The organism is Amycolatopsis camponoti, assembly GCF_902497555.1.
GTDB lineage: Bacteria > Actinomycetota > Actinomycetes > Mycobacteriales > Pseudonocardiaceae > Amycolatopsis > Amycolatopsis camponoti.
This window is the reverse complement of the sequence record NZ_CABVGP010000001.1, coordinates 2806915-2818844: the sequence shown is the minus strand read 5'-3', so window position 1 is coordinate 2818844 and position 11930 is coordinate 2806915. Positions and strand designations below refer to the sequence as shown.

Sequence of the window (11930 nt, the reverse complement as noted above, 5' to 3'; positions counted from 1 at the left end):
TCATCGCGGCCCCCCGTGCGTCGGTTCGGTCTCCCGGGTCAGCGCGCGGCGGCGCCCTCCCGCAGCGACTCGATGTGCCCGGCCAGGTCGCGGACGGTGCCGTGCCGGAACACGTCTTCGGGGCGCACTTCGACCGCGAAGACCGACTGCAGCCCGGAAGCGAACTTCACGAAGTGCAGGGAATTGCCGCCGTGGCCGACGAACGGGTCGGTGGCGGAGTAGTCGTCGGTGCCGATGATGTCGCGCCACATCTGCAGGATGACCGTTTCGAGGGGATTCGTCATGGGCTGCTCCTTTTCTTCCCGGGACCGGGCGCGCGGGTCGTGCAGTGCGGCCCGGTCGATCTTTCCGTTGAGGTTCGCCGGCATCGCGTCGAGCCGGTGGAAGTCCGAAGGGATCATGTACTCCGGCAGGGAATCGGCGAGCTGCGCGATCAGTTCGCCGGCGCCGATCTCCTGCCCGCTCCAGGTCGTGTAGAACGCGACCAGGCTCTTTTCGTTGGCCTCGTTGCCGAACGCCTTGACGACGGCGTGCTCGACGTCGTCGAACGACTTCAGGGCGAGCTCGACGGCGCTGGTCTCGACGCGGAACCCGCGGATCTTGACGAGGCTGTCGGACCGGCCGACGAGCACCACGTCGCCGTCGGGCGTCAACCGGGCCAGGTCGCCGGTGCGGTAGCGCGTGCCGCCGTCCACGAACTTCTCCGCCTGCGCGTCCGGCAGGTTCAGGTAGCCGTTGGCGACGCCGGTGCCGCCGATGACCAGCTCGCCGACGTCCCCGGGCGGGCACGGTTTCCGGTCCTGGTCCAGCACCTCCATGGTGACGCCGGACAGCGGCTTGCCGACCGGCACCCGGTCGAGGTCGCGGACTTCCGGCGTGACCGGGTACAGCGACGAGATCGCGGAGTTCTCGGTGCAGCCGTAGCCGTTGAAGATCGCCGCGGTGGTGTGCTCCGCGGCGGTCGCCAGGTGCGCCGGCGACGGGAAGTCGCCGCTGACCATGATCACGCGCAGGTCGCGCAGGACGTCCAGCTCGTTGTCGACCAAGAGGTTGAACAGTCCACAAGGCAGGCTCAGCACGCTGACGCCGCGCTTGGTGATCACGTCGCGGAGATCGGACAGCGACGGCAGGCCGGGCGGCATCAGGACGAGCTCGGCGCCGTTGAGCAGGCTCAGCCAGAACTCGTTGCCGGACGCGGCGAAGGAGAACGCGGCCAGCTGCACCAGGCAGTCGTCCGGGGTGATCGTCAGCTTCGGGTCGGCGACCGCCAGCCGGGCGAGGCCGCGGTGGGCCAGCCGGACGCCCTTGGGCCGCCCGGTGGACCCGGAGGTGAACAGGACGAACGCGTCGTCCCCGGCGGCCGGGGCGTGGTCGAGGTCGTGCGCGTCCTGGGAAGCGCTTTCCCCGGCCAGGTCGGCGAAATGTGCCTGCCGGACCGGGAGATCCGCGTCCGCCAGCGAGGCCTGTCCCTGGTGGACGATGGTCCGCAAGCCGGTCTCTTCGACGATGTGGCGGATCATCCGGGCCGGGTACGCCGGGTTGAGCGGGACGACGCACCCGCCCGCCTTGAGGACCGCGAGGAGCGTGACCACGAGGTCGGCCGACCGGTCCAGGTAGAGGCCGGCCGGAGCGCCGTCGCGCACCTGCATCAGGCGCAGGGTTCGCGCGAGCCGGTTGGCGCGGGCGTTCAAGTCCGCATAGGACACTTCGGGGCCGTCGCCGCTCAGAGCCGTCCGACGCGGATTACCGGCGGCGGCCCGCTCGAACAGCCGCGGCAGCACGAGCTCGGGCCCGGCCGGGTTTTCCTCGACTGGCATGGATCCCCCTTGTGTCCGATGGCGCCGCGCACGGCGGCAGCACTGATCAATTCAGACGAGATGATTTCTATTCAGCAACCAGTATGCAAAGGGCCCGGAAGACTGTCAACCCGCCCGGAAACCGTCGAATACTCAAATAACGGAGCGTCGACTTCATCGCCTGAAAACGATTACCTGAGAAAATGGCAAATAGACGTGAATTCGCGCGCGAACGGTACCGGCCATTGTCGGCGGCGCAACCCGGGCACGGGGATCAGGGGCGGATTGACGACCATCGGCGGTGCGGACTGCTCCGATCGGCCCAGGGGCCGCGGGAACGGGCCCGCGTGCACACCGGGTGACGTCGCGGCGGCCGCGTTTGGCCGGCCGGGCACGGGGGCATCCGCAACACGGAGTACGCGTCCGGGGGCCAGGCGTGACCGGCGCGGCTCAGACGTCGCGGAGCGGGAAAGGCTGGGGTGTGGAGTGCAGGGAGTCGGCGACCTTCCGGCAGAGTTCCGCGAACAGGCTCGCCTCCCCGGCGGTCAACGCGGCACCGGCGACCTTCGCGGTCTCGCGGCGGCCCTGAGCTGCGCGCATGAGGAACTCTTCGCCTTCTTCGGTCAGCGAAGTCGTCTGTTCGCGCCGATCCGTGTCGCGCGAGGCCTGCTCGACGAGGAACTGGTCCTTGAGGACGCGCAGCAGCTTGGACGTGCTCTGCCGCGAGATCCCCAGGGACTCCCCGATCGCCGACGGCGTCAGCGGGCCGTGGATCCGCAGCGTCTCCAGCACGTCGTACTGCGACCAGGTGATCTTCTCGGGCGTCGCGCGCGTGCGCCGCGCGACCAGCACGCACTGCAGGTAGGACAGCGCGTTCTCGAGTTCGCCGGGACGGCCCGGCGGGGCGGTCGGGGAACCGTGGAACTTCGTCATTGCCCACCTCAGCTTTCGAGGGAAAGCGCACCGCAGTCGGAAGATCAGAGGATATCACCTCCCGTTCGCCCGCAGGTCACGCCGCGGCACCCCGCTCGCGCGGCCGCGAGGAGCCGGAACTGGTAAAGTGATTGCCTGACGGAAACCAATCGTCCGATCAACCCGGTGCCGCACCCCTGCCGCCCGGGACGAGGAGGCGCAGGTCATGGCGAACCGGCAGACGAAGCGCGCGGGCGGCCACATCGTGCTCGAGGGCGCGTGCGAGAACAACCTGAAGAACGTCTCGCTCGCCATCCCCAAGGGCGAGATCACCGTGTTCACCGGCGTGTCGGGCTCGGGCAAGTCGTCGATCGTGTTCGACACGATCGCGGTCGAGTCGCAGCGCCAGCTCAGCGAGACGTTCAGCTGGTTCATCCGCAACCGGCTGCCCAAGCACGAGCGCCCGCGCGCGGAGCGGATGTCGAACCTGTCGACGGCGATCGTGGTGGACCAGAAGCCGATCGGCGGCAACGCGCGCTCGACCGTCGGCACGATGAGCGAGATCCACGCCATGCTGCGCGTGCTGTTCTCCCGCTACGGGAAGCCGAGCGCGGGGTCGTCGAACCTGTACTCGTTCAACGACCCCCAGGGCATGTGCGAGGAGTGCCAGGGCCTCGGCAAGACCACGAAGCTCGACCTCGACCTGCTGATCGACTACGACAAGACGCTCAACGAGGGCGCGCTGGACTCGCCGCTGTTCGCCATCGGCACCTACATGTGGCAGCTCTACGCCCAGTCCGGGCTGTTCGACCCGGACAAGCCGCTCAAGAAGTTCACCAAGAAGGAATGGGACCTGCTGCTGCACGGTGGCGGGTTCCGGGTGGACCGCTCGGGCAAGCGGCAGAACTACTCGAACGAATACGAAGGCGTCGTCGTCAAGCTCACCCGCCGCTACCTCAAGAACGGCCTGGACACCCTCAAGGAGCGCGACCGCCGCGAGGTCGAGAAGATCGTCGTCGAAGGGCCGTGCGCGGTGTGCAAGGGCGGCCGGCTGAACAAGGCGGCACTGGCGACGAAGATCAACGGCGAGAACATCGCCGACCACTGCGCCATGGAGGTCAGCGAGCTGATCGCCGAGCTGAAGGCCCTGGACCTCCCGGCGGCGAAGTCGGTGCTGGCCGGCGCGCTCGCCGCGCTGGAGCGCGTCGAGTCGATCGGGCTGGGCTACCTCAGCCTCGACCGCGAGACCTCGACGTTGTCCGGCGGTGAGGGCCAGCGCCTCAAGACGGTCAAGCACCTCGGCAGCAGCCTCACCGACCTGACCTACGTCTTCGACGAGCCGAGCGTCGGGCTGCACCCGCGGGACGTGCACCGGCTCAACGAGCTGCTGTGCGCGCTGCGGGACAAGGGCAACACGGTGCTGGTCGTCGAGCACGACCGGGACGTCATCGCCATCGCCGACCACGTCGTCGACATGGGCCCCGGCGCGGGCACGCACGGCGGCGAGGTCGTCTTCGAGGGCACGGTCAAGCAGCTGCACCGCGCGTCGACGCTCACCGGCAAGTGCCTGACGCACATCCCCGGGCTCAAGGAGGAGTTCCGCGAGCCGACCGGGCAGCTGCCCATCGAGAAGGCGGCCCTGCACAACCTGCACGACGTGACGGTCGACATCCCCACCGGCGTGCTCACCGCGGTGACCGGGGTGGCGGGCTCGGGCAAGAGCACGCTCGTCTCGGGGGCGCTCCGGCAGCAGCACCCGGACGCGGTGATGATCGACCAGTCGGCCATCGGAGTTTCGACGCGGTCGACGCCGGCCACCTACCTCGACGTGATGGACGTGATCCGGAAGCTGTTCGCCGAGGCCAACGACGCGCAGCCGGGCCTGTTCAGCTTCAACTCCGAAGGCGGCTGCCCGGAGTGCAAGGGCCGCGGCGTCATCGAGACGGACCTGGCGTACATGGACCCCGTGACGACCGTCTGCGAAGCCTGCGACGGCCGCCGCTACCGGCCCGAGGTGCTGGACAAGACGTTGCGGGGCAAGAACATCGTCGACGTCCTCGCGCTGACCGTCGAAGAGGCCCTCGGCTATTTCACGGAAGAGCCGATCACGAAGAAGCTGGAGCTGCTGACCGAGGTCGGGCTGTCGTACCTGACGCTGGGGCAGCCGTTGTCGACGCTGTCCGGCGGCGAGCGGCAGCGGGTCAAGCTCGCGCACCGGCTGCGCGAGACGGGCAACGTCTACCTGTTCGACGAACCGACCACCGGCCTGCACATGGCCGACATCGGGCACCTGCTGGACCTGCTGGACCGCCTCGTGGACGGCGGCAACACCGTCGTGGTGATCGAGCACGACCTCGACGTCGTGAAGCACGCGGACTGGGTGATCGACCTGGGCCCGGAGGCCGGGCGCCACGGTGGGCGTGTGCTGTTCGAGGGGACGCCGGAGAAGCTGCTGAAGGACCGGAAGTCGTTCACGGCCGAATATCTGCGGGCCGACCTCGAGCACGCGGAGTGATTTCCCGTCGTATTCGTTAACAGTCCACTATGGACTCGATAACTCGCGCATTTTTGTTGATCCACAACGAAAATCGTTGACACTTCACCCTATCGTGTGATTACTATGGTTTCCGAAAAGCAACCATCGGATAGGAGATGCGCATGTCCCGCGGCACGACCAAGGACCGCCTCCCCGACGGGCAGCTGCGATTCGGCTTCATGTGGCTCAGCTCGCCGACCCCCACCGCGACGTCGAAAGCGGTCGCCGACCGCAACCCGGACTCGCTCGACCCGGCCACGCAGATGGACCTGGCGCGCCGGGTCGAGGACATCGGCATGGACTACGTCTTCTTCGCCGACGGCTACATCACCCACGGCGAGAACAGCGCCCGCATCGGGCACGCCCAGCCGCACATTTCGGCGCCGATCTACGCGCCGGTCGTGATGGCCGCGACGCAGCACATCGGCGTCGTCACCACCATGCACACCCGCTACCTCTCCCCCGGCGTCATCGCCCGCCTCGGCGCCAACCTGGACGCCCTGAGCGGCGGCCGCTGGGGCTGGAACATCGTGCCGGGCTGGAAGACACCGGAAGCCGAACTGCTCGGCGCGCCCACCGACACCGACCACGACCTGCGCTACAAGATCACCACCGAGGCCGTGGAAGCGGTCAAGACGCTGTGGGCTTCGCGTGGGGAGCACGTCGAGTTCCACGGCGAATACCACGACCTGCGCGGCAGCCTGATCGGCCCGCACATCGAGCAGCAGCCGTGGCCGTGCCTGTTCAACGCCGGCGTCTCGGCCGCGGGCCAGCAGCTCATCGCGGAGACCTGCGACTTCGCGTTCACGCCGTTGCCCGACGACTACTCGAAGGTCCGCAAGACCGTCGACTCGCTGGCCGAGCGCACCGAAGCGGCCGGCCGGAACCCCCTCGACGTCAACATGGCCGGCGCGGTCGGCGTGCTGCTCGGCAAGACCGACACCGAAGCCCAGGAGAAGTTCTCGTGGGTGCGCGACTCGCTCGACATGGGCGCCGCCCGGGACATCGCGACCGAGCTGATGGGCGGCAGCGAGACCTACCAGGAGAACTACGAGGGCGAGTTCGACGACATCGCCCGGACGCTCGGCCTGGCGTGCGGCAGCAAGGTGCTGGTCGGGTCGCCGGAGACGGTCGCCGGGCAGCTGCTGGACCTGCACCGCGAGACCGGCGTGCGCGGGTTCATGTTCCTGCCGGTGATGTACGACGCCGAGCAGATCGAGCTGATGGGCGAGGTCTTCCCCTACCTGGAGAAGGCGAACGTCTGGACCCCGCCCGCGGAGCGCGGCTGGAGCTGGTGACCGTGCCCGCCCTCACCCCGGCCGACCTGCGCCGGCACCTCGGCGACGACCTGCGCGGGCTGCGGCCGCCCCGGACCGCCCTCGTCGTCGGGGCGGGCCTGGCCGGCCTGGCCGCGGCCCACGAGCTGCACCGCGCGGGCTGCGAGGTCACCGTGCTCGAGGCCGCCGACCGGCCCGGCGGCCGGGCCCGCACGCTGCGCCGTCCGTTCGCCGACGGCCTGCACGTCGAGGCCGGGGCGATGACCGTGACTCCCGAATGCCACTACGTCACCCACTACCGGGAGCGGCTGGGCGTCGGGCTGGACCGGTCGGACCTGCTCGACCAGGACTTCTCCTACTTCGTCGACGGCAAGTTCGTCCGGCCGGACGCGGATTCGCTCGGGACGGCCGGGCTCCCGCTGGCCGAGCACGAGCGCGGCCTCGGCGTGCCCGAGCTGATCGCCCGGTACGTGACGGCGGCCGCCGACGAGCTCGGGGCCGACCTGACCGCGCCGCACTGGGCGCCCTCGGCGGCACTCGAGGAGCTCGACCGGTCGTCGGTGGACGAGGTGCTGCGCGCCCGAGGAGCCTCGCAGACGGCGATCGACCTCATGGAACCGATGTTCCTGGAGATGCGCGGCGGCGACCTGCTGTCGGCGTCCGCGTTGTCGTGGCTGCGTCATGAAAGCGGTTACCGTTCGCTGCTGACCTCGACCGACGGGTGGGGCAAGATCGACGGCGGCACCGACGAGCTGCCCCGCGCGTTCGCCCACGAGCTGCGCGACCGCATCCGCTACCGCGCGCCGGTCGTGCGGCTCGACCAGGACGACGACTCGGCCACGGTGACCTACCTCGACCACGGCCGGCTGGCCCGGGCGAGCGCGGACCGCGTCGTGGTCACCGTGCCGTTCAGCGCGATCCGCCACATCGACGTCAGCCACGCCCGGCTGACCGAGGCCAAGATCGAGGCGATGCGCAAGCTGCGGTACGCCTCGATCGTCCGGGTCTACCTCCAGGTGCGCGAGCAGTTCTGGAAGGGGCACAACGTGTCGGTGTCGACGGACCTGCCGATCCGCTGGGTCCGCGACGCGACAGCGAACCAGCCCGGCCCCCGCCGGATCCTGGAGGTCCTGATGACCGGCTGGCGCGCCCGCGCCCTCGCCGCGATGACCGAAGAGGAACGCGTGCGCTTCGTGCTGGACCACGTCGAAACGATGTTCCCGGGCGCACACGACCGCTTCGAGCTGGGGCTTTCGGTGGCGTGGGACCACGAACCGTGGATCGAGGGGTCGTACGTCCTGCCCGAGCGCGGCCACAGCAGGCTGATGCCGGCCATCCGCGCGCCGGAGAACCGCATCCACTTCGCGGGCGAGCACACCAGCTTCGAACCCAACGGCGGCTCGATGAACTACGCCCTCGAATCGGGCGTCCGCGCGTGCGTCGAGCTGGCCACCGCGAGCTGACGGGGGCCTTTTCCCGATCGAATCCATAAAGACACCCTGGGTGTCTCCGTCACCACGGATCACTCGTTCGTGTGTATCTGGCGCGAATTGAGGGTCAATTCGATCGCATTCAGTAACTCGACCACTCTTTCGGTCGATTCTTCGGGCATTGCCGGATCCCGAAGGAGAGGTCGACGCCTGGTGAGCGCTCATGGCCCGGTCTTCCTGACCGCCCACGACCCCGTTTCCCGCCGATGGCAAGTCCGGACGATGCTGCCGAACCGATGGCTGCTGCTGGCCGCGGCCACGCTCGCCGCGGTGCCCGCGGACGAAGGGCCGGCCTGGACGACCGCTGTCGCGATCCTCGCGGTGGCGGTGACCGTCTCGGCCGTGCTCGCGCTGCGCCGGGCCGCCGCGAAGGTCGACACCCTGCTCGCCGAAGAGCTCGGGCCCCGCAGGCCTCCCGGCTGAGCGCGCGCGTCCGTTGTGGACCCGTCCACCCGGAAGCGGGCCGCGCGGTGGACCCGGCACCGGTCACCGTGGTAGAAATAGAACGTGTTCCACTTCTGACCGCCGGTGCCGGGAGGTGCGCGGATGAGCGTCCCCACGGTGACCGAGCTGCTGCTGGCCCGCGCCGGGGACGAGCGCCCCGGCCTGCGGTTCGAGGACGAGACGCAGTCGTGGGCCACGCACGTCCGCGCGTCGGCTCGCCACGCGGCCGACCTCCGGGAGACGCTCGACTGGGACAAGCCGCCGCACGTCGGCATCCTGGCCGACAACGTACCGGCGTTCTCCACCCTCCTGGGCGCCTGCGCCTTCGCCGGGGCGGTGCTGGTCGGGCTCAACCCCACCCGGCGCGGCGAAGCCCTCGCGCGCGACATCCGGCTCGCCGACTGCCAGTTCGTGCTCGCCGAGCGCAAATACCAGCCCCTGCTGGACGGCCTGGACCTCGGCGGGATCGGCGTGCGCGACCTGGAGCCGCACCCCTCGGCGACCACGCCGCTCGATCCCGTCCCCGCGTCGCCGGACGACCTGCTCATGCTGATCTTCACCTCCGGCACCAGCGGCGACCCGAAGGCCGTGCGCTGCACCCACGGCAAGATCGCGTTTCCCGGCGCGATGCTCGCGCAGCGGTTCGGGTTGTCCACATCGGACACTGTCTACGTCACGATGCCGATGTTCCACTCCAACGCCGTCATGGCCGGCTGGGCGGTCGGGCTCGCGGCCGGCGCGACCATCGCCCTGCGCCGCCGGTTCTCCGCGTCCGGCTTCCTGCCCGACGTGCGGAAGTTCGGCGCGAACTACGCCAGCTACGTGGGCAAGCCCCTGTCCTACGTGGTCGCGACTCCCCCACGCCCGGACGATGCGGACAACCCGCTGCGCCTCGTCTACGGGAACGAAGGAGCGAGCGCCGACCTGGCCGCGTTCGAGAAGCGCTTCGGCTGCAAGGTCGTCGACGCGTTCGGCTCCACCGAGGGCGGCGTGGGTTTCGCGCGCACCGACGACACCCCGCCCGGCTCCCTCGGCCGGCCGGCCGAGGACGTGGCCATCCTGCACCCGCACACCGGCCGTCCTTGCCCGCCGGCCGAGTTCGACCCCGACGGCCGGCTGGCCAACGCCGAAGAAGCCGTCGGCGAGCTGGTCAACACCGCGGGCGCCGGCTGGTTCGCCGGGTACTACCGCGACCCCGGAGCCGACGCGGACCGGCTGCGCGGCGGCCAGTTCCACACCGGTGACCTCGCCTACGCCGACGCCGAGGGGTTCTGCTACTTCGCCGGACGGCTCGGCGACTGGCTCCGCGTCGACGGGGAGAACCTGGGCACCGCGCCGATCGAGCGCATCCTGCTGCGGCACCCGGCGATCACCGACGCCGCCGTCTACGCCGTGCCCGACCCGGTGACCGGCGACCGGGTGATGGCCGCCATCGTCACCGGCGGCACTCCCCTGGACCCCGCGGAGTTCGGCCGCTTCCTGGCGGACCAGCCCGATCTCGGGCCCAAGCAGGTGCCGGAGTACGTCCGCACGGTCCGGGAGCTGCCGCGGACGTCGACGTTCAAGGTCGTCAAGCGCCGGCTCGCCGCCGAGGGCCTGAACTGCCCCGACGTGATCTGGGCGCGCACGGGGCGGGACATCGCGTACGCCATTACGTCCACTGTGGACAATCTCGCCTGAAGGAAGGGCGGTACGACTTCATGATGGGGTGACCGCCCGGGCCGTCAGCCGCGGCGGCGGCTTTGAAGCTCGCCGGCGACGCGGGTCAGCCATTCGCCCAGGAGGGTCCGCTCCCCCGGGCTGAGCGCGGGCAACTCCGGCATCGCCGCCCGGAACGTGGTGACCACGGCGACCGGATCGGACGCGGGCGGGGCCGGCACGGAAGCCAGGATCCTGCCGAGGACCGCGTCCAGCAGCTCGTCGGCGAGGTCGGCGTCGCGGCGCTCTTCCGGTTCGTCCAGCAGGGTGAGCACGGCGCCGGTGCCGGCCGCGCGGATCAGGTCGACCGCGCGCGCTTCCGACACCTCGAGCAGGCCCGCGGCCGCCACCCGGCCGACCCGGGCGCGGAGCACCTCGGCACCCGCCGCGATGGCCGGTGAGCTCCGCAGCCGGCCGGGCTCGGCCAGCAGCAGGAACACCTCGGGGTTCGCGAGGCCGAACCCGATGTGCGTCCGCCAGGCGGCTCGCAGGTCCTCGACCGGGTCGCCGTCCTCGCCGGCCGCCCGCACCGCCTTGACCGCGGCGTATTCGGCCATCACGTGCTCGGCGACGGCCTGCAGGAGACCGTCCTTGTCGCCGAAGAGCCGGAAGATCGTCGGCGGCTGGACCCCCGCGGCCTGGGCGACGGCGCGCGTCGTCATCGCCCGCGCACCCCCTTCGCGGAGCAGCTCCGCGGCGGCGGCGATGATCCCCGACCGGACGTCGGGACGGGCTTCCACCAGGGGTTCGACCGGCATGAACCGATGGTATCACTTTCGCGCTACCACCGATCCGAATCAGTGGTAGCCTCAAATACGAACCAACGATTCACGGAGGCTTTCATGATCATCGTCACCGGCGCGACCGGCCGTCTCGGCTCCCGCGTCGTCGAGAACCTGCTCCGGCGCGTTCCCGCCGAGACCGTCGGTGTGAGCGTGCGCGACGTCGGCGCGGCCGCGGCACTGGCCGGCCGCGGAGTCCGCGTCCGGGCGGGCGACTTCACCGACCCGGCCACCCTCGACGACGCGTTCGAGGGCGCCGAGCAGGTGCTCGTCGTCTCGGCCGCGATCCGCGGCCCGCAGGCCGCCGAAGCGAGCAAGGCCGCCATCGACGCGGCCGTGCGGGCGGGCGCGTCACGCGTGCTGTACACGAGCCACCAGATGGCGTCGGCCGGCTCCGCGTTCGACCCCGGACGGCAGCACGCGGACGCCGAAGCCCACCTGGCCGCGCAAGACGTCGCGTACACGGCTCTCCGCCACGGTTTCTACGCGAGCACGTTCGAGTACTACCTCCCCGCGGCGCTGGAGTCCGGCGAGTTCCGGCTCCCCGCGGACGGCCCGGTCTCCTGGACGGCCCACGCCGACCTGGCCGAGGCGGACGCCATCGCCCTGACCCGGCCCGGCGCGCTCGACGGGCCGACCCCGCCGCTGACCGCGCCGGAGCTGCTCGACTTCGCGGACGTGGCCCGCATCGTCGGCGAGCTCACCGGCCGCCCGATCAAGCGAGTGGTCGTCGACGACGAGGAGTGGTCGGCGGCCGCGACCGCCGGCGGGATGCCCGCCGCCGCGGCCGAGTTCACCCTGGGCATGTTCCGCGCCGCCCGGGCCGGCGAAATGGCGGTGACGGACCCGGCCTTGGAGACCCTCCTCGACCGGCCCGCGACTTCGGTGCGGTCGGTGCTCGAAGAGATCGTCGCCCGGCAGCCCGCCCGGCACTGACGAGCACCGCCGTCTCGGGCGTTTCACCACCGTGCCGGGAAAAGGACCGACCGGACGAC

9 protein-coding genes are annotated in these 11930 nt (G+C 70.5%); 6 read left to right on the top strand and 3 right to left on the bottom strand.

What is annotated here, in order from left to right; genetic code table 11:
- Positions 1-38: 38 nt before the first annotated feature.
- Both AA23TX_RS13390 and AA23TX_RS13385 read right to left on the bottom strand, forming a co-directional pair.
- Entirely contained in the window at positions 39-1817 is a 1779-nt protein-coding gene (locus AA23TX_RS13390; RefSeq protein ID WP_155542849.1) for a non-ribosomal peptide synthetase, read from the bottom strand.
- A gap of 429 nt (positions 1818-2246) precedes the next feature.
- Positions 2247-2729 (bottom strand): MarR family winged helix-turn-helix transcriptional regulator, encoded by a 483-nt coding sequence (locus AA23TX_RS13385; RefSeq protein ID WP_155542848.1) that lies wholly within the window; start codon positions 2727-2729, stop codon positions 2247-2249.
- 205 nt (positions 2730-2934) lie between these two features.
- Here AA23TX_RS13385 and AA23TX_RS13380 point away from each other — a divergent pair, with 205 nt between their 5' ends.
- The 5 genes from AA23TX_RS13380 to AA23TX_RS13360 all read left to right on the top strand — a co-directional run bounded on the left by AA23TX_RS13380 (position 2935) and on the right by AA23TX_RS13360 (position 10135).
- Positions 2935-5223 carry an ATP-binding cassette domain-containing protein gene (locus AA23TX_RS13380; protein WP_155542847.1) on the top strand — a complete coding sequence of 763 codons (2289 nt, stop codon included), beginning with the start codon at positions 2935-2937 and terminating at the stop codon, positions 5221-5223.
- A 143-nt stretch (positions 5224-5366) separates the two neighbouring features.
- Complete coding sequence (locus tag AA23TX_RS13375; RefSeq protein ID WP_196425307.1) at positions 5367-6542, top strand: LLM class flavin-dependent oxidoreductase; 1176 nt, start codon at positions 5367-5369, stop codon at positions 6540-6542.
- Positions 6539-7984, top strand: a complete 1446-nt coding sequence (locus tag AA23TX_RS13370; RefSeq protein ID WP_230862472.1) for a flavin monoamine oxidase family protein — start codon at positions 6539-6541, stop codon at positions 7982-7984. Before AA23TX_RS13375 ends, AA23TX_RS13370 begins: the two co-directional genes overlap by 4 nt.
- A gap of 180 nt (positions 7985-8164) precedes the next feature.
- On the top strand, positions 8165-8434 hold the full coding sequence (locus tag AA23TX_RS13365) for a hypothetical protein (protein WP_155542845.1): 270 nt from the start codon (positions 8165-8167) through the stop codon (positions 8432-8434).
- A gap of 123 nt (positions 8435-8557) precedes the next feature.
- Complete coding sequence (locus AA23TX_RS13360) at positions 8558-10135, top strand: long-chain-fatty-acid--CoA ligase (protein WP_155542844.1); 1578 nt, start codon at positions 8558-8560, stop codon at positions 10133-10135.
- A 44-nt stretch (positions 10136-10179) separates the two neighbouring features.
- On the opposite strand, the gene AA23TX_RS13355 is transcribed toward AA23TX_RS13360, so the two are convergent.
- Positions 10180-10911 carry a TetR/AcrR family transcriptional regulator gene (locus AA23TX_RS13355; protein ID WP_155542843.1) on the bottom strand — a complete coding sequence of 244 codons (732 nt, stop codon included), beginning with the start codon at positions 10909-10911 and terminating at the stop codon, positions 10180-10182.
- 84 nt (positions 10912-10995) lie between these two features.
- Between AA23TX_RS13355 and AA23TX_RS13350 the strand changes: the two genes are divergently transcribed.
- The gene (locus AA23TX_RS13350; protein ID WP_155542842.1) at positions 10996-11871 is read left to right on the top strand and encodes an NmrA family NAD(P)-binding protein; all 876 of its coding nucleotides are present in this window, start codon (positions 10996-10998) and stop codon (positions 11869-11871) included.
- The last annotated feature ends 59 nt before the right edge of the window (positions 11872-11930 follow it).